Raw genomic sequence first — 17476 nt, 5'->3', positions numbered from 1 at the left:
CAACAGGCATCACCACAGCCTGAAACCGCCCGCCGTATCGGCGAACCGCTTGGCCTCGACCGGCCCGTGACTCCGGTTGTGGCCCTCAGCGCATCCGAAACGACCGGCCCCTGCTAGAACTGGCAGTAGGTCCCAGTCTCCTGCTCGTGCCGAGCCTGCCCGGCCCTCTTCTCGATGACAGCCTGCTGCTCCGGCGCCGGTCATCCGTCGGCTCGATCCAGCAGCGCCAACGCTGGCGCTATCTGCTCGATCCCGGCTGGAGTGTTGGGTTCGATCCGGAGCTGCAAGTGCGAGATCCCCGCCCGCGCGTAGGCACGGAACTCCTCTGCCAGTTCCTCCGCCGAGCCCGTAAGCGGTGGCGCCGCCACCCCGCAGATCGGGCCGTGCCCGGGTAGGCCTACCAGCACTGAGGCCGTTCGGCTCAGCGTTCCAGGGTCTCGCCCTACGGCAGCACAGGCAGCATCGACGGCGGCCAGGAGCGGTGCGAGACCGCTCGCCCGGTTCCCCGTGTGGGAGTAGTAGGTATTCCACAGATCAGCGTACCGGGCAGCGAGCTCGAGCATGCGCTGGCCGTAACCACCGACCAGAACCGGCGGACCGCTGGGCCTCGGCCCGTGCGGGCGAAGCTCGCAGGCGCGCATCTGGTAATACCGCCCCTCGAAGTCGACGCGCCCCTGGCGCAGCAACGCGTGGAGGATATGGATCGCTTCGGCGAACCGGCTCACCCGCGCTTCCCAGGGAAAGCCGAAGGTACGAAACTCGTCTTCGGTGTTCCCGGCTCCCACCCCTACGATCAGACGGCCGTCACTGATCTCGTCCACCGTCTCGGCCATCTTGGCCAGCAGCGCCGGGTTGCGCCAGCTCGTGCAGGTCACCAGCGTGCCGATCTGAATCCGGCGGGTGCTGGCGGCCAGCGCCGAGACGAGCGACCAGCACTCCCACACTCCTTCCGGAGGCTGGCCCGGGGCCCGTACGAGCAGGTGATCCACGACCCAGAGCGAGTCGAACCCCGCATCCTCTGCCACCCGCGCTATCGCCAGGAGGTCGCTCCAGCGGGGCGTTCGCCCAGCGAATCGGTACTCGGCGACCGGCAAGAGAATCCCGACCTTTAGTGGCCGCTGCGGTATCGTCTCCATCAGGGACTCCCCACGCTCCGAAGCGAGCTGCCTGGATATCTGGGCGGCATTGTCGCTGCCCAATCCATGGTGAGCAAGGCGCTGGGAGACTATACTTGTCGCGCGTTCGAATCGGGAAGCGCTTGCTCGAGCGAGGCCTAGCCCGGCGGCAGCCAGGTGCTCGAGCGCGCTTTCGGGGGGGTTATGGTCGATGCTTAGGGGGATATCGTGAGCAGCCACACCTAACGGTCTCTCCGACTGATCCTGCTCAGCGCTCCCTTGCTCGATGAGCTGGCGACCGGGTTCCCGGTGCTGGCGCTGCCGCTTATCCGAGACGAGCTGGGGCTGAGCTACGTTCAGGCGGGCCTGTTGTTCACCGTCGGCGAGCTCTCCTCGCTGGTCCTGGAGCCCCTGATCAGCGTATTGAGCGACCGGCGCTCTAAGCGCTTGCCCGTCCTCGCCGGGACATAGTTATTGGCATTCGGCTTCGGGTTAATCGCGCTGGCACCCGGGCCTGGCTTGCTCTTTCTGGCGATGGCGGTCATCTACCCAGCGGGCGGCGCGGCAGTCGGTCTGGCACAAGCCACACTGGTCGATATCTATCCCGAGGACACCGCTCGGACGATGACCCGCTGGACGATCAGCGCCGCGATCGGTGACTTGCTGGGGCCAGTGGTCGTTGCGTCTGTGCTTGCAGCCGGCCTCGGCTGGAGGCCGTTGTTCTGACTGGCGATGGCCCTGTGGCTCGGCCTCGCTGCACTGCTCTGGCACCAGCGCTTCCCGCGAGTGGAGCGTGCACCTGGTGCTACCTCCCGAACTCCCTGGCAAGAGGTACGGGGCAACCTGAGGGCTGCGCTGGGGAAGCCCCTGCTGCTCCGCTGGCTGGCAGTGGCACTGCTGGCCTCGCTGCTCGACGAGATCTTCCTGAGCTTCGCCGGTCTCTACCTGCGCGACGCGGTGGGACTGGCGCCGGCCGCGGTCAGCCTGGCGCTGGGAGCGGGCCTGGCGGGGAGCATGCTCGGGCTGCTGGTGCTCGACCGGCTGGTCTCACGCGTCGACCCGGCGCGCCTTCTCCGCTGGGCATCGCTCGCGACGCTAGCCGGCCTGCTGGGGCTGCTGGCAGCTCACTCGGGTTGGGGGGCGGCCGCAGCGCTGTTCGTGGTCGGCTTCAGCGCCGCGAGCTGGTACCCGGTCGCGAAGGGCGAGGCATACCGGATGCTACCGGGGCGGTCGGGCATGGTGCAGGCGCTCTCTGTCGTGCTCGGTACGCCGGTGAACGTCGGTGTACCGCCGCTGATCGGCTTTGCCGCCGGATGGTTGGGAATCACTGCCGGGTTGGGCTTGTTGTCCCTGGCGCCCATCCTGGCGTTGCTGCTCCTGCCGCAAAGCCGGCGCTGAGCCTGATACCCCTTGGAGTAACACTCATACAGACCGCTGCCCGTCGCATCTGGATCTGCATGGAAGGACCAGAGCTCGAGGAAGCTCGCCCAGCCGGCACGCGAGAGCCTGCGCTGCCCAGCCATCCCGGTTCGGAGCACCGCTTGACACGCAGCCGAACGGCCGTATAATGTAAGTAAGTACTTACTTCACCGATGAGAGGGACGAGGTACGATGACAATCCCATTCCGGCTCGCAATCGATGACCCGATGGAGGCGCGCTTGTGTGCAGCCGCGTTGGAGCTGCTGGTCGAACGCGGCTACGACGGCGCCACCACGCGAGCGATCGCCGAGCGCGCGGGCGTAAGCGAGGTGACGCTCTTCCGGCGCTTTCCGACCAAGCTCGCCTTGTTCCAGGCTGCCATACGCGCCTTGTCCCCGCACATCGCCATCCCGGTTCCGTCGGGGGATCTGCGAGGCGACCTGCTGGCCCTGGCGACCGCGTATCACGAGTTTGTGGAGTCCCATCGGGGCTTCATCCTGCGGCTCATGCCTGAGCTCATTCGCTGGCCCGATCTCCATCCCGAGCCACCGTCCGGGCTGCTTGGCGTCATGAGCCAGGTCTTCAGCCTGTTCCGAAGCTACCAGGAGCGAGGCGCTCTCCGCCGTGCCGAGACGCCCGAGCAACTGGCGGTCGCCTTCATCGGGCCGCTGGTGGCCCGCTTCTTCCTGACTGGCGTCTTCAGCGTGAGCATCACGCTCGATCTCGAGGCGCACGTGGACGGCTTCTTGGAAGGGAGGCGACAGTGACTGGTCGGCACTTCGCGCGCGGTCTCTGAGGACACAGCCGACTGGATCGGCTGGCAGCGATCAAGGAGGTACCGAGATGAGGTTCGGACGCGCGCCAGGCTTCGTTGCACTTACGTATGGGCTCATCCTCCTCGCCGCCGGGATTACCGTGCTCCTGGTGGTGCCGAGCTGGGGGAATTGGCTCGCGGACTATCCTGCGAGCGTGAACCCGGCTACGCTGCCGCCGGAGGCAGAGCGCCAATGATAAGGGGATGGGTCACGCTGTTCGGGCCACTGTTCGCGCAAGTCGGTGGCTACATCCAGGCAGCCGGCTACTTCGTCGGCTCGCTCATCACCCTGCTCTCGCTGGTGCCTATCGGCGTGGGCACGGCGCTACTGCGAGAAGCCGGCCGAGAGAAAGGCCCATCGGCGGTCTCACCTTCCCCGATGGCCGGTAGGCACTAGGGCGAGAAGCAAGGCAGCCCGAGACTGGAGGTAAGAACCATGGTTACCCTCAGGGCATGGCGCCGTTGGTAAGGCTGGGGCAATCTGATTCTCGGGGTATGGCTGTTCCTATCGCCGTGGATCCTGGGAACGACAGACGACTCGTCGAACGCCTGGAACGCATGGCTGGTAGGACTCGGCGTGGCAGTAGTGGCCCTCTGGGCCCTTGCCGCCCCGACGTCACAGCTTGCTGAGAGAATCAACGTCGTGCTCGCTGCGTGGCTCTTCGTCGCGCCATGGCTTCTCGGCTTCACGGATCTGGCTGAGGCCGCCTGGAACGCCTGGATCGTGCGCGTACTGGTCGCTGGCCTGGCTCTCTGGGCCATCTTCGACGTCAGAAGGGTAAGCACAACAGCCTGAACGTTCCAGTGGACCACCCCCATCTCCCATGCCTGGCCGGCTGTATGCCCTGCAGCCGGTTGGGCATTTGCTGCGAGAGCACTCGTTCTTCACCGTCCCCTCCTCAACACGGCCCACGCCTCCTTCGTCGTGACCAGCCACATCCGCTCGAGCAGGTCGCCCGGCACGTGCGGCCGGCCGTCGGGGAATCGCTCGCCCTGGTACCGGCGCGTCAGCGTCGCCACCCGCTCAGGTGTGTTGAAGATCATGCCGAAACGCCCTCCCCCGCTGGCCCTCACCCCCGATCTCCCACATGAGCGGCCGAGGCTCGGCCCCCAGCCGCCGGGCCAGCCAGGCATCCAGCCAGTCCCGGTCGACCCCGCCCTCGTGCGTCAGCCGGTACTCCTCGACCGGCCCGCCGAGAGCCGCCCGCAGCGGCGCCAGCCACTCGGTGCCGCCGAGCGCGCCTGGATCGCCGACACACAGCAGCGTGGTCGCGCGGATATCTGGCGCGTGGTGCAGCGGGTCGACGTAGGCCAGCGCGCGCGCCACCGCTTCGCGCCGCTCGGGATAGGCACGGAGATAGTCGTTGATCTCCTCTACCGGGTACTCGTCGGTCCGCTCCGCAGCCTCCAAGAGGCGGTAGAGCAACAGGTTGCTCGCCTGCACCGCCGTCACTGCCGGCCGGCGCGCGGCGACGAGCAGCGCGAGATCGTCGCCGACCACCCCGATGCGCTGCCGATCCACCTCTGGCCGCGAGAGCAGGAACTCGAGCCCGCGGACGCAGTCGGCCACGATCCCGCGGTAGATGTAGCGGCCGGGATCATCGATGTTGTGGGTCAGCAGCCCGGGGTAGGCCGCTGCAAAGGGCTGATCGGCCAGCCGCTGGCCCCGATGCATGATCTGGAGCACCGCATAGCGCTCGCGGTCTTCGTACGATGGGACGTGGTTGACGCTTCCGTAGCGCGGGGTGTAGAGCAGCCCTGGGAAGGGCCCCTCCCCACGCGGCACGCAGTAGTAGCCAAAGATGCGGTATGGCCCGATGCTCGTCAATTTCAGCGCGTAGACGGTGCTGAATCCAGTGGAGTGACGCGGCAGCTCCTCGATCTCCGGCGCAGCCGGATAGCGGGCCAGCTCATCGTCCACTGCCGCCCAGTAGGCTGCGAAGTCGGCCGGTCGAACGCTTTCCACCATCGCCGCCGTGCTCCCTTCCCTGGATCGTGGCTCAGCTTCGCCCTGCTCTCCCATTCCCGCAAACCGGCAGCGGATCGATCGAGCGCTGACGGCTGTGAACGCGATCACCCCGGCAAGCCGGCCGGCTCGAGGTGTTCGGCCAGGAATGCCTTTACCTTGGGCATGGCCCAGTAGCTGCCGGCGTCGTGGGCGCAGCGCGGGTAGGCGAGCAGCTCCTTGGGACAGGACAGCACGTGGTAGAGCGCGTAGCCGGTCTCCGGCGGGCAGACGTCGTCGGCCAGGCCGATGTAGACCAGCATCGGGCAGCGGACCATCGGCGCGAAGTTGATGACGTCGAAGTACATCAGCGTCTCGCGGACCAGCGGCTCGCGCTCCGGATGGCGACGCAGGTACTCCGAGATCTCCTCGTACGGGTAGGAGTGGGTCAACTCGATCGCGTCGAGGAAGCCGCAGAGGAAGGGGGCACCGGCCGCGCCACAGGCGATGACGTCGGCTCGTAGCGCCGCCGTGACGACCGTCAGCGCGCCGCCTTGGCTGGAGCCATGGACGCCGATGCGGCTGTGGTCGACCTCAGGCCGGCTGAGCAGGAAGTCGACCGCCCGGCAAGCGTCGATGTAGAAGCCACGGTAGGCGTAGGTGTGGCGGTCGACGATGTTGTGCACGAGCAGCCCAGGATAGCCAGGGTTGAAGTGGCGGTTAGAGCGCAGCTTGCCGCGCGGAGCCACCCCGACGGCGGCGTAACCGAGCCGTGCCCAGCTCTTGGGCAAGGTCGGCTCCGAGATGTAGCCGGGCACGATCAACAGGCCAGGATAGGGCGGCGGGATGTAGCTCTCCTTCGGTACGCAGTACCAGCCGGCGATGCGGAGCCCATCGAGGCTATCGTAGCCGATCTCGTAGACGTCTACCTGCTCGGTCGAGCGCATCGGCACATGTTCGAGCGATGGATAGAGCGGGATCTCGCTCGCCTGGGCCATGACCTCGGCCCAGAACTGGTCGAAGTCCGGTGGCCGCACGGTGCTGGTACCGTACTGGTCGGCCGGTCCGCGCCTCCGCTGCATCACTCCCCCTCCTTCGCTCCACTCCCCGGTGCTGCTAGAGCAGGCCTGGGTGCTGCTCTTCGGTTCTCGACCGGTGGATGCCCTGCTCGCTTACTTACCGGGCACGCGCGGTGCCGGCATAACGAGCGAGCGGACGCAGCCGCCCATCCGGCACCCGTGAGTCCAGTAGCCCGTCTCCCCGTGGCGTCCACGACGCACGGGACGTCACCGTTCCGCTTGCCTGCCCGCGCGTGGTCGGTTGTCGCATGCGCCAGGCAGTCCGCCTCGGATAAGATGGAGCGGGGCGCCCGCGACAACGCCTGGTCTTAGGCCGGTCGGTATGCTGCTCGACCACGCGCCAGACCATCGCTTCGCTCTTCTCTTCCGTCGCGCGATACTACCATACCCGCGACCGAACAGCCTCCGGCGCGTCGCTCTCGTGTCGCCGAGCGATCCCTAGCACCCCGTGGAGACGCGAGACGCACGACGCCACTGCGATCCCGCAACCGGTCGGAAATCGGTACCTCTGGGTACTTGACAACCGCACTGCGTGTACGTACAATGAGGGCACGGTGTACGTACAAGCAGGACGGAGGCACGATGTCACGCACAGCGCAACGCCTCGACCGGATCACTCGCTGTCGGGCTGCACGCTGCCACCGCGTCGACCTCCGGCTCGCGCGACTCGGACTTATTCGGCAGGTGACCGTTCCCCTGCAAGCGCCGAAAGCGGGGAACGTGCAGCTCGATCGTTCAGGACACCAGGTGTCCCGCCTGCTGCGCCGCCAGCTAACGACCCTCGCGCACGGTGGGCGCTGGCTGAACTGATTCACTCGAACACTTCTCCCTCCCTCCCTGTACCCGGGGCCGTCGCTGACGGCCCCATTTCTCTGCAACTCACGTAGTAAGATGCTGCCGATGACTCCGCGCGATCCGAGGAGTGAAGGTCATGGTCTGGTTCGTCAGCCACCCGAACGATGAGTATCTGGTCGAGACGTACGATCTCCGAACCTTCATCGCTGAGGTACGCAAGACAATCGCCCAGGAGGCCGATCCGGCTCGCCGGGTCGAGCGCTTGAAGCCGGCTTTCTCGCGCCTGCTCCAGAGCGAGGGCTGGCTGCCGGAGAGGTTCATGCAGCCGGACACGACCAGCGGCATGGGAAGCGGCATCGGCCAGTACTTGCTGTTCCGAGCCGGCGACCGCTCCCTCAGCCTCTTCTCGCTGGTCGTGCCGCCTGGGGCGAGCACGCCGGTGCACGACCATCTGGCCTGGGGCCTGGTAGGACTCTACCGGGGAGAGCAGCGGGAAGAGGTGTACGAGCTAGTCGAGGGCGATCCGGACGCCGGAACGGTGCGGCTGCGGCTGGCCACCGTGCGAACGATCCGGCCCGGAGAGTTCTACCCGCTGCTACCGCCCCAGGACGATATCCACCGGGTGACGACCGTATCCGCGGAGCCCTCCGTGTCGATCCACCTGTTGGGCGGCGACATCGGCTGTATTGTGCGACACCGTTTCGAGCCAGAGCGCGGGGTCAGCTCCCCATTTCGCTCCGGCTACAGCAACGCGCCCTGCCCACCCGAGGACCGTTGATCGTCCCGTATCCGCCAGCGAGATCCAACGGGGATGAAGAGAGCGAGGGCCCCGGGGACTATCCCGAGGCCCTCGCCGTCACTGGAAAGAATGATGGGGACCACCGAACGCGTCCCCATCACGACGCCGGGTCAACCGCACAGAGGTCAGCCCAATCCGACCGTGGCCGATCCGACCGGACCGGGTGTGGGTCATGAGAGGAGGCGATCCCGAAGCGGATCACCTGAGAGGTTATTCAGAGGTGATGCCGGGCCTGACCCGACGGCGGGGTCAGGTGGCAGTCCTCGGCCGGAAGCGGTTGACCCACCGGTTATTGAGTTTTGCTCGACCAGCTTAACCGGTCGCTACCCAATACGCTCCAGCTCCTCAGCGATCTGCCGCAGGCGCTGGGCGTTCACGGAATAATACTTCATCCCGTTGGCCGGCCGCACGTTGATGATCCCTGCCGCCTCCAGCATCGCCAGATGCCGCGAGACGGCGGACTGGCTGATCCCGAGCTGGCCAACGATCTCCTGCGCGTACCGCTCGCCACCGCGGAGCAGCTCGATGATCCGCAACCGGGTACCATCGGCCAGGGCGCGCAGCCCCGGCAACAGGTCGGGCGAGATGATGGAGCCAGCTTCCGGCTGCGTCACCGCGCTCGTCCGCTGGCAGTTGAAGTAGAGGATCAGCTCCGGCGGGTAAAGGATGAACTGGACGAAGTTGCCCAGGTGGTACGACGGGCAGAACGTCACCCGCTCGACACGGGGCAGCGCGAGCTGTACCTCCTCCGGCAGCCGGTGGCCGCTCAACTCCTCGAAGGCGACGGCCACTCCCGGGTAAGTCGTGGCTCGTGCCTGCCGGATCGCCCGGCGCATCTCCGGCAATACCCGCCGGTACTCGTGCTCGTAGCACTCGTACCAGAAGCGTTCCAGCAGCGAGACGGTTCGCGCTTTCAGTTGTTCAGGTGCCAGCACCAGGCTCACGACCTCGTCGAGATCGGCTCGCGTGATACCTGGCTCGAAGAACGCCCGCCAGGCCGACGGGTCGTCCGTCTCGGGCGGCGCCTCGCTCACGCCGCGGTCTGCGTAGATCCGGAGCATCGACTGGATCGCCATGCTCCGGTAGGCCCACGGTGAAAGCCGACGCAGATGCGCGATGTAGGTCTCGAAGTCGGCTTCGAGGCGCTCCGGCTGCAGGGGATCGAACGACATCAAGACTTCTTCGATGTAATACAGCAGCCGCCCCGAGAACCCCAGAAGGGTATCGAGCTCGTGCTGCCCATCTTCCCCGAGTGCTTGTCGCGCCTCGACCAGCCAGCGATCAAACCGGCGCGGGTCGGCCGCTCGATAGACGAGCGAGATCACCGAGGTCAGATCGAGCGGAACCGAAACGGCAAATTCCAGCTTGAGCGCCGGCCGGCCCACCAGCAACTCACCCATCTGCGCGCCGGCCTGGGCCTCTCTCGCTTATGACGATATTACGATAGCAGCGTCTCCGGGGCCTGTCAAGCCCCCAAGCATTCCCTCTTGCTCGAGGGTGGTGTCACGCCTGCGCCGGGCAGGCGGGCTCAGGCATGCTTGCATTGGTAGCGCCAGGAAAGGAGAGCGGCGATGAGCTTCAGCAGCAGTGTGACGATGGTCACCGGCGGGACTGGCCAGCTCGGGCGCGTGGTCGTGCGACGCTTTGCAGAGGCCGGCTCTCAGGTGGTCGTGCCTTACCGCACCCCAGGGAAATGGGAAGAGCTCCAGGCCGAACTCGGCCCGCTGACGAGCCGAGTCGACGGCCTGCATGCCGACTTGATCGACGAGGCAACAGTACAGCGCGCGGTTGCGCAGGCGCTCGCGCGCCACGGCCGGATCGATCACCTCCTCTGCCTGGCCGGTGGCTTCGCTGGAGGGCGCTTCCTCGAAACGGGCATCGACCTGTGGGAACAGATGCTCGCGCTCAACCTGCGGCCGACGCTGCTCGCCCTGCATGCCGTTCTGCCGCACCTCGTCGAACGTGGCAGCGGCCGGGTCGTCACCGTGGGGGCTCGGCAGGCAGTGGAGCCCTCGGCCGGCGCCCCCGCCTACGCGGCGTCCAAAGCGGCGGTGATTGTGCTGACGCAGTCGCTCGCGCGCGAGCTCCGCGGCACCGGCGTGACGATCAACTGCATCGTGCCGAGCACGATCGACACCGAGACGAACCGGAGGACGATGCCCAAGGCCGACCCCACGAAGTGGGTGAAGCCCGAGGAGGTGGCCGCGCTGCTGCTCTTCCTCTGCTCGCCGGAGGCTGAGGCCATCAACGGTGCCGTGATCCCCATCTACGGCAAGCTCTGAGCGAGCGACGAGCGAACCACTGCGGAGAGCAGCGCGAGCGTGAGCTCGAGGTCGCGCTCGTCGATCATCTCGAAGGCGGCGTGGGTGTACCGGGTGCCCACGGCGAGCAGCGCCGTCGGGATGCCCTGGCGGATCAAGGCCGCGCCGTCGCTCCCGAAGCGCTCGAACACCGCATGCTGTACCGGCACGCCGGCCTCCTCGGCGATCTCGGCGAGCCGCCAGGTCAGCCGGTAGTCGTAGTGGGCCGAGGCATCCTTGTGCACCAGTTGCGGCCCCTGCCCCAGAGCCGTCGGCATGGCCCGCTCGCCCACGGTCGGCAGGTCGCCGACCAGCCCGACCTCGAGCGCGATCGCGAAGTCGGCATCGACTTCATGACGCAGCGAGCTAGCGCCAAGGACGCCGTTCTCTTCCTGCACCGTCGCCGCGAAGTAGAGGTCGCACGCCAGGGCGTCGCGGTCGAGCTGCTCGAGCAGGAGCGTCATCACCGCCAGTGCCACGCGATCGTCCATCGCCTTGCCGTAGATCCGGGTGCCCAGCCGTCGCACCGGCGGATTCCAGATCACGCCGGCGCCCACATGGACGCCCCATTCGATTGCCTCGGCGCGCGACTTGGCACCGATATCGACGAAGAGGTCGTCGTAGGAGACCGGCTTGCCGCGCTGGCTCTCCGGGACCACGTGGCCGGTCGCCACGGCGAAGAGCCCCTCGATCGGCCCTCGGCGCCCGAGCACCAGCGCCGGCTGACCCACCGGGAAGCGATCTGCCGGCTCGCCCCGCACCTGTCCAGTCGTGAGCCAGAGGAATCCCTGGGGGTCGATGCTGCGGACCACGAACCCGATCTCGTCCGCATGGGCCTGGAGCAGCAGGCGCGGCCCGCGCCCGCCGATGTGCGCGACCAGGTTGCCGACGCGCGAGCGCCAGATCCGCTGGGCATGCGGCGCCCAGCGTGCCTCGAGCCAGTCGATCACCGCCCCTTCCTGGCCGGTCGGCCCGGGCAGCGAAAGCAGCGCTCGAAGGATCTCGAAGCTCCGATCGTCCATTGGCCACCGCTCCTCGTACATCTCTCCTCGTCTCGGGTCTGAGGCACTTCCGCAGCCTACTACACCTCTCGCTCCGAGTCAGCGGGGCGAGGCAGGTTCGGTTGACGTCCGAATGAGGACTTCGGAGATCGAACTCCGCGCTCCACTGGCTATAACCGTTTGGCGCGTCAGCGCGCTCGGCGTCCCGCAAGCGTGCCAGGTGCCTGTCCTGGCGCTGCCCGCCACGTGGTGCATGCGATCGGCCAGGCGCAGAATCAGGGGCAGAACCAGCACTCCCGGAGGCGCCGAGTGCCCCTTATCCAGACTCGCCCACCGTCCGTGGACAGTCACAGAATCATCGCGCCTTGACGGGTCGATTCCCCTGGGCTATATATGTGTTGCTGCCTCGCGTGTGCCGTGGTTGGTGCTACGCGGCTGTGGAGCGTGGATACATGCACAGCGTGGATTGGCGCTCTCGCAAGGCGAACCCTGGTATTCCCGCCGTCGCGCCATGCCCGGCGATGATCGGTGTCTTCTCCTTCTGGCCCCGCATCTGCGAGTGTAATTGGGGCCGGCTACTGCGCTAGGCGACTCCCGCCTCGCTAGCCGGCTTTTGCCTTTCCCGCAGCAAGCCATACAGGCGACGCTTCCTCGCGAAGTGCACGAGTAGCAGTAGCCAGCGCAACTGGCGCTGGGTAGTCGTTATGCTTAGTTCAACAGGGGAGGCTTGATCATGGCACTTTTCCTGGTTGAGAGCGCGCTACCGTCCGGGACTGACCAGCCCCAGGTTCAGGCCATGCTGGGCCGGCTCGCCAGCGCCGCGCGAGAGCGAGCTGGTGAGTTGATCGAAGCCCAGGTCGCGAGCGATTTCTCAAGGCTCTTCGCGATCATCGAGGCGGAAGCTAGGGAAGCGGCGATGGCCGCTGCCCAAGCGGCTCAACTCGATCTGGTGCAGGTCAAGGAAGTCCGGCTCGTCGGCCAGTCGCTGGACGAGGTGAAGGCAAGTCGAAAGAGCGTCGATTACGTCGTGGAGTGGAATTTCCCACCCGGATTGACGATGGAGCGGTACCTGCAGCGCAAGGCGGCCAACAGCCCGAAGTACGCGCTGGTGCCGGAAGTTACCTTCCTCCGGACATACGTCTGCGAGGACATGTCGAAGTGCTTGTGCTTCTACGACGCGGACAGCGAGGGTGACGTGCTACGGGCTCGGCAGGCTGTCGAAGCCCCGGTCGATGCGGTGACCCGGGTTCAGCCTGTCGAGTAGCGGATCTCGGCGAGCATGGTGACAAACGGTGTAGGCTTGCTGGAAGCCCGGCAGGTCTGGAAGAGCTACGTGCATCGCCGACGCAGGCTGCATGTACTGCGCGGTATCGACTTCGCGATTCGCACCGCGGAAGTCGCCTGCGTAATCGGCCCTAGCGGCGCCGGCAAGAGCACGCTGTTGCGCGTCATGGCGGGGCTGGAGCGCCCGGACGCCGGCGAGGTACTGCTGGATGGAGTCCCGGTGGTGGCCGGTAGCCCGCGGCTAGGTGTGATGTTCCAGTCACCACTGCTGCTCCCCTGGCTCCGGGTCTGGGAGAACGTCATGTTCGGCGCTCGCTTCCTGCCCAGCGTCGAGACGAGCCGAGAGCAGGCGCTCGTCGTGCTGGAACGCGTGCGGCTGCACGATCTCGCCGATCAGCCGGTCACGCAACTCTCAGGCGGGCAGGCACAGCGCGTCGCGCTGGCTCGCGCTCTCATCAGGCGTCCCACCTTCCTGCTGCTGGATGAGCCGTTCAACAATCTCGACATGCCGACGCGCCGGGAACTTGGTGCAGCAGTGCGGGAACTCGCGCTGAACGACGGCGTGGGCGTACTGCTCGTCACACATGACATCGACGAGGCACTGGCGCTGGGCGATCGGATCCTGGTGCTGGCACCTGAGGTAGGCACCTTCGCGCGCGAGTTCGCGGTGCCGGCGAGTGCCCCTGCGCGGGCTCGCCTGCGGGACGAGATCCTCGCCACGCTGGAGGCGCTCGGCACAACCGCAATCCTAACATGATGGAGGGAGATATGAAGCAGAAGCTCGACCGCCGGAGGTTTCTGGGCTGGGGACTTGCCCTAGGTGCCAGCCTGTTGAGCGCTTGTGCCTCGGAGAACTCGGGTGCTATTCCAAACCCATCGTCGAGGTCAGCCTCCCTTGTTACGCCAGGTGCCGTGGGGACGCCGGCGGTGCAGGCGAGCCCTGCCCGTCAACTCAACACGCAGCCGCTGAAGATCGGGTATCTGCCGATCACTGACGCCTCGGCGCTCCTGGTCGCGCATGCGCTCGGATATTATCAGGAAGAAGGACTCGCAGTCGAGCAACCGGTGCTTTTCCGCGGTTGGGCACAGATCGCGGAGGCGTTCCAGGCCGGCCAGGTCAATGTCGTCCACCTGCTCATGCCGCTTGCGATCTGGTTGCGCTATGGCCGGCAATTCCCGGCGAAGGTCGTCGCCTGGAACCATCTGAACGGCTCCGCGTTCACGACTGCGACCTCGCTCACCGAGCCGGCTCAGCTCGGCGGCAAGTTGATCGCAGTGCCGTTCTGGTACTCCATCCACAATGTGACCCTGCAGATGCTGCTACGGGCCAACAGTCTGGAGCCCGTCCTGGGCAGTGCCGCGCAGCCCGGACCAAACCAGGTCGAGCTGCTCGTCATGGCACCGCCGGACATGCTCCCGGCGCTGGCCAGCGGTCGGATTGCCGGGTATATCGTTGCTGACCCGTTCAATGCGCTGGCTGAGATCCGGAAACAGGGGCGCATCTTCCGGTTCACCGGTGACATCTGGCGTGATCACGCGTGCTGCGTGGTGGTGATGCGCGAGGAGGATCTAGCCCAGCGGCCGAACTGGGCACAGGCGGTGGTCAACGCGGTGGTGCGGGCACAGCTCTGGCTCCGTGAGCACGGTGCCGACGCGGCGCAGGTCCTGACGACCTATCTGCCTCAACCGCTCGAGGCGATCGCGCGGGTGTTCACTACACCCCTCGATTCGTACGCTGAGACCGGCGCGGTTCACCATTTGCACTGGCATCCGCAATGGATCGATTTCCAGCCATATCCGTATCCGTCGTTTACACGGGCGCTCGTCGAGGCGCTCAAGCAAACCGCGGTCGAAGGGGACACCGGATTTCTCGCTGCCCTGGAACCGGACCATGTCGCGCAGGATCTCGTGGACGAACGCTTCGTGCGCGAGGCGATCGAGGCGCACGGCGGCCCGACGGCCTTTTCGCAACCTCCTAACTGGGAGCGGCAGGAGGAGATCGATGCAGCCTGAGCTCTCCATCCCTACGAGCTATGCATTGCCCCAGCGCAGTGCCACTCGGCGGGTTTCGCGCTGGGCGCACGGCTCGGTACCGCTGGCGAGCGTCGTCGTCTTACTTGGGGCATGGTGGGCGGTGACAGCGCAGCCGTGGTTCGGGCCGCGGGCAGTACTCTCCAGCTTCACGCCCCAGGCGACCTTCCCCGTGTTCGTCCAGTTGCTTTCGCAGGGAGTGCTCATCGAGCAGGGATGGATCAGCATCCGCCGTGTGCTGCTTGCCCTCGCGCTCGCCAGCATCGTCGGAGTCACGCTCGGGCTGGCTCTGGGATCGAGCCGGCTGGCCGAGCGTACGGTGGCACCGGCGCTTCATGTGGTACGCACCGTCTCGCCGCTGTCCTGGATGCCGCTGGTGATCATGCTGCTGGGTATCGGTGACCTGGCAGTTATCTTCCTGATCGCTATCGCCGCCGTGTGGCCGGTGCTGTTCAGCACGCTAGGCGGGCTTCACCAGCTCGATCGCGAATGGGTGATGATGGCGCGGAGCGTGGGAGCAAAGCGTCATCAGATTTTGTTCCACGTGGCGATTCCCGCCGTGCTACCACAGATCGTGAACGGGATGCGGGTGGCAGTCGGTCTGGCCTGGGTGGTGCTGGTTCCGGCGGAAATGCTCGGCGTAACCAGCGGGCTGGGCTACTGGCTTCTTAACACGCGTGACCGGCTAGCTTACTCCGAACTGATGGCGGTGATCCTGGCGATCGGCCTGATCGGCCTGGCACTCGATACTGCTATCCGAGCGCTCGCACTCTTGCTCCCAGGAGCGCGGCGATGACACGGCACTGGCGACAGGCGGGGACGTGGCACGGTTACTCGCTGGATCAGGCTTTCTGCGACGTCCTAATCATCGGTGGCGGATTCGCCGGATTACTGGCGGCGCGGGCGGCCGCCCGGCAAAGCATGCGCACGCTCGTCGTCTCAAAGGGCTTCGCTGGCGCCGACGGAGTAAGCGCTTTCGCGGGCGGCGTGGTGCTGTACTTGCTCCCTGAAGATGACCGGGAGGCTTTCCAGATCGAGCATTCGCGGCTCTCCGAAGGACTCTCCCATCCAGAGGCAGTGCGGAGAGTCGCAGAGGCCAATATGCAGCTGCTCGGCGAACTCACCGATGCCGGCGCGCCGGTTGAGCGTACCCCTGAGGGACGGCCACGCCGGCGCTGGCTACCAGCAGCCGGGCGGCGGTACGTCCCACGGCTCGGCTTCCCAAGCACGGAACTCGCTCGGTTCCTCCGCCAGGAGGCGCTGCGGGCCGGCGCACGCGTGCTGGACCAGACCATCATTACCCGCTTGCAGCGCACCCCAAACGGCGGTTTCTGGGCCGTCGGCTTCCGGCGCCAGGAGGGGATGCTGGTGGCCATTCGCGCGAAGGCGGTGGTCCTGGCTGCAGGTGGCTGTTCCTGGCGCGGCGCGCACATGGGCCAGCACAACGTGCTCGGTGAGGGGCTGGCGCTCGGACTAGACGCCGGGGCACGTTTTCTGGGGATGGAATTCTGCACGAGCTATCTGGCGACCTGCAGCCTCTTCGACACACATGGACAAGACGTACTCGCCGCGCTGGGTGGGCGCCTGCGCAACCGTGTGGGCGAGGACATCCTTGAGCGCCACGGGATCGAGCATCCGGCACCGCCGCATCTCACAGCATTCGCGATGCTCACGGAGTTGCGTGCTGGCCGGGGACCGATCCATTTCGATCTGCGGGGTGTACCTCCTGCAGCGCGGGAGGACTGGGAGACGCAGTTTCACCTCGTTGCCCGCGGCCTGCATCGAACGGGCGTCGACATCTTCGAACACCCCGTGGTGTGGCTACCCGGGTTTACCGGCTCGATCGCTGGCGGCGGCGGAGTTCGCACGCTTGATCTCGCTGGCACAACGGAGGTTCCGGGGCTGTTCGCGGCAGGGGATGCAGCTGCACGGTTAGCGCTCGTGGGCGCGGGAAGCGGGATCACCTTCCTCAACGTCGCCTGGGCACTGGTGAGCGGGCACTGGGCAGGACTGGCTGCAGCACGGCACGCAGCTGGAGAGGAGCTATCCGCAACCGGCGTTGATGAGCTGCTGCGTGGATTGCTGGAGACTACCGTGCGGCCGCTCTGCGAGCCGGCGCCTGCTCAGACCGGGACATTGGACCAGCTCCTGCGGCACACGCAGATGCTAGCCGTCGACCCTGAGCGAAATTTCTTCCGCACTCCCGAGCGGCTACAGGAGGCAGATGCGCAGCTCGATGCCTGCTGGGAGCGACTACACAGTACAACTGTCAACGACTGGCATAACCTGGGAAGATGGTATGAGCTGCGGGCGATGATGCTCGCGACGCGGGCGATGTTCCACAGCGCGCTCGCACGGCAGGAGACGCGCGGCTGGCATCGCCGCCTGGACTATCCAGAGAGAGACCCAGCGTTGGAAAAGGTCTGGCTCGTGGCGGAACCCACGAGCGACCCATCCGGAGAGCGCCTGCCGGACTTCACGGTTTGGCCGGTCGAGCTGGACGAACCTGAGGCATTTCGTGCCACAGCGTGCGAGGAGGGCGCCGCGTGATCGAGCGAGTCGATGCTGACCGTTGCATCGGTTGCACCCTCTGCGTCAAGGTCTGCCCGGTGGACGTGCTTCGGATGGCCCTGGACACGTCGGGCAGGTCGAAGGCGGTGATCGCCTATCCGGAGGAATGCCAGAGCTGCTTCCTCTGTGAGATCTATTGCCCGACGGACGCGTTGTATGTGAGCCCGGATCGAAGCCCCCTACACGCGGTCTGGCCGCCGAGCGACACCGCAGCAGCCCGGGGAACATCGCTCCCGACCGCACTACTGCGTGAGGGGACCAGCGGTACCACAGCGCCCGGCCACCGGCTGGCTGGATAACGAGCCTCATCCCAGTTTCTCTT

At 66.4% G+C, this 17476-nt stretch carries 22 protein-coding genes; 16 read left to right on the top strand and 6 right to left on the bottom strand.

What is annotated here, in order from left to right; translation table 11 throughout:
- Nucleotides 1-200: 200 nt before the first annotated feature.
- Nucleotides 201-1136, bottom strand: coding sequence for an LLM class flavin-dependent oxidoreductase (locus tag NET02_RS07405; RefSeq protein WP_284056747.1), 936 nt, complete (start codon nt 1134-1136; stop codon nt 201-203).
- A gap of 258 nt (nt 1137-1394) precedes the next feature.
- Between NET02_RS07405 and NET02_RS07400 the strand changes: the two genes are divergently transcribed.
- The 7 genes from NET02_RS07400 (at nt 1395) to NET02_RS07370 (ending at nt 4145) form a co-directional block, all read left to right on the top strand.
- Nucleotides 1395-1586 (top strand): hypothetical protein, encoded by a 192-nt coding sequence (locus tag NET02_RS07400; protein WP_284056746.1) that lies wholly within the window; start codon nt 1395-1397, stop codon nt 1584-1586.
- 3 nt (nt 1587-1589) lie between these two features.
- A complete protein-coding gene (locus tag NET02_RS07395; RefSeq protein WP_284056745.1) occupies nt 1590-1841 on the top strand; it encodes a hypothetical protein in 252 nt (83 codons plus the stop codon).
- A 6-nt stretch (nt 1842-1847) separates the two neighbouring features.
- A complete protein-coding gene (locus NET02_RS07390) occupies nt 1848-2513 on the top strand; it encodes an MFS transporter (RefSeq protein WP_284056744.1) in 666 nt (221 codons plus the stop codon).
- A gap of 213 nt (nt 2514-2726) precedes the next feature.
- The gene (locus NET02_RS07385; protein ID WP_284056743.1) at nt 2727-3302 is read left to right on the top strand and encodes a TetR/AcrR family transcriptional regulator; all 576 of its coding nucleotides are present in this window, start codon (nt 2727-2729) and stop codon (nt 3300-3302) included.
- A 76-nt stretch (nt 3303-3378) separates the two neighbouring features.
- A complete protein-coding gene (locus NET02_RS07380; RefSeq protein WP_284056742.1) occupies nt 3379-3546 on the top strand; it encodes a hypothetical protein in 168 nt (55 codons plus the stop codon).
- Nucleotides 3543-3746 carry a hypothetical protein gene (locus NET02_RS07375; protein ID WP_284056741.1) on the top strand — a complete coding sequence of 68 codons (204 nt, stop codon included), beginning with the start codon at nt 3543-3545 and terminating at the stop codon, nt 3744-3746. Before NET02_RS07380 ends, NET02_RS07375 begins: the two co-directional genes overlap by 4 nt.
- Before the next feature lie 84 nt (nt 3747-3830).
- Nucleotides 3831-4145, top strand: coding sequence for an SPW repeat protein (locus NET02_RS07370; RefSeq protein WP_347711021.1), 315 nt, complete (start codon nt 3831-3833; stop codon nt 4143-4145).
- An 89-nt stretch (nt 4146-4234) separates the two neighbouring features.
- Here the strand turns inward: NET02_RS07370 and NET02_RS07365 are convergent, their stop codons facing one another.
- The 3 genes from NET02_RS07365 to NET02_RS07355 form a co-directional block, all read right to left on the bottom strand.
- Nucleotides 4235-4393: a hypothetical protein gene (locus tag NET02_RS07365; protein ID WP_284056740.1), complete on the bottom strand. Its 159-nt coding sequence runs from the start codon at nt 4391-4393 to the stop codon at nt 4235-4237.
- Nucleotides 4374-5318: an acetylxylan esterase gene (locus NET02_RS07360; protein ID WP_284056739.1), complete on the bottom strand. Its 945-nt coding sequence runs from the start codon at nt 5316-5318 to the stop codon at nt 4374-4376. Before NET02_RS07360 ends, NET02_RS07365 begins: the two co-directional genes overlap by 20 nt.
- A 104-nt stretch (nt 5319-5422) precedes the next feature.
- Nucleotides 5423-6376 (bottom strand): acetylxylan esterase, encoded by a 954-nt coding sequence (locus NET02_RS07355; protein WP_284056738.1) that lies wholly within the window; start codon nt 6374-6376, stop codon nt 5423-5425.
- 579 nt (nt 6377-6955) lie between these two features.
- Between NET02_RS07355 and NET02_RS07350 the strand changes: the two genes are divergently transcribed.
- The gene (locus NET02_RS07350; protein WP_284056737.1) at nt 6956-7183 is read left to right on the top strand and encodes a hypothetical protein; all 228 of its coding nucleotides are present in this window, start codon (nt 6956-6958) and stop codon (nt 7181-7183) included.
- Between the two features lie 121 nt (nt 7184-7304).
- The gene (locus NET02_RS07345) at nt 7305-7946 is read left to right on the top strand and encodes a cysteine dioxygenase family protein (protein ID WP_284056736.1); all 642 of its coding nucleotides are present in this window, start codon (nt 7305-7307) and stop codon (nt 7944-7946) included.
- 344 nt (nt 7947-8290) lie between these two features.
- Here the strand turns inward: NET02_RS07345 and NET02_RS07340 are convergent, their stop codons facing one another.
- A complete protein-coding gene (locus tag NET02_RS07340; protein ID WP_284056735.1) occupies nt 8291-9367 on the bottom strand; it encodes an ArsR/SmtB family transcription factor in 1077 nt (358 codons plus the stop codon).
- Nucleotides 9368-9538: 171 nt separating this feature from the next.
- Between NET02_RS07340 and NET02_RS07335 the strand changes: the two genes are divergently transcribed.
- Complete coding sequence (locus NET02_RS07335; protein ID WP_284056734.1) at nt 9539-10249, top strand: SDR family oxidoreductase; 711 nt, start codon at nt 9539-9541, stop codon at nt 10247-10249.
- Here NET02_RS07335 and NET02_RS07330 read toward each other — a convergent pair.
- Nucleotides 10234-11289 (bottom strand): M42 family metallopeptidase, encoded by a 1056-nt coding sequence (locus NET02_RS07330; RefSeq protein WP_284056733.1) that lies wholly within the window; start codon nt 11287-11289, stop codon nt 10234-10236. The genes NET02_RS07335 and NET02_RS07330 overlap by 16 nt on opposite strands.
- A gap of 712 nt (nt 11290-12001) precedes the next feature.
- Here NET02_RS07330 and NET02_RS07325 point away from each other — a divergent pair.
- The 6 genes from NET02_RS07325 (at nt 12002) to NET02_RS16570 (ending at nt 17453) form a co-directional block, all read left to right on the top strand.
- On the top strand, nt 12002-12532 hold the full coding sequence (locus tag NET02_RS07325; RefSeq protein ID WP_284056732.1) for a DUF4242 domain-containing protein: 531 nt from the start codon (nt 12002-12004) through the stop codon (nt 12530-12532).
- A gap of 15 nt (nt 12533-12547) precedes the next feature.
- The gene (locus NET02_RS07320; RefSeq protein WP_284056731.1) at nt 12548-13309 is read left to right on the top strand and encodes an ABC transporter ATP-binding protein; all 762 of its coding nucleotides are present in this window, start codon (nt 12548-12550) and stop codon (nt 13307-13309) included.
- A gap of 170 nt (nt 13310-13479) precedes the next feature.
- On the top strand, nt 13480-14565 hold the full coding sequence (locus NET02_RS07315; protein ID WP_284056730.1) for an ABC transporter substrate-binding protein: 1086 nt from the start codon (nt 13480-13482) through the stop codon (nt 14563-14565).
- Nucleotides 14555-15379 (top strand): ABC transporter permease, encoded by an 825-nt coding sequence (locus tag NET02_RS07310; protein WP_284056729.1) that lies wholly within the window; start codon nt 14555-14557, stop codon nt 15377-15379. The genes NET02_RS07315 and NET02_RS07310 overlap by 11 nt, the downstream gene beginning before the upstream one ends.
- Complete coding sequence (locus tag NET02_RS07305) at nt 15376-17133, top strand: FAD-dependent oxidoreductase (RefSeq protein ID WP_284056728.1); 1758 nt, start codon at nt 15376-15378, stop codon at nt 17131-17133. Before NET02_RS07310 ends, NET02_RS07305 begins: the two co-directional genes overlap by 4 nt.
- A complete protein-coding gene (locus NET02_RS16570) occupies nt 17112-17453 on the top strand; it encodes a 4Fe-4S dicluster domain-containing protein (RefSeq protein ID WP_347711014.1) in 342 nt (113 codons plus the stop codon). Before NET02_RS07305 ends, NET02_RS16570 begins: the two co-directional genes overlap by 22 nt.
- Nucleotides 17454-17476: the final 23 nt, after the last annotated feature.

This window comes from Thermalbibacter longus, from assembly GCF_023806485.1.
Classification (GTDB): domain Bacteria; phylum Chloroflexota; class Chloroflexia; order Thermomicrobiales; family Thermomicrobiaceae; genus Thermalbibacter; species Thermalbibacter longus.
This window is presented reverse-complemented; position numbering and strand designations above follow the sequence as displayed.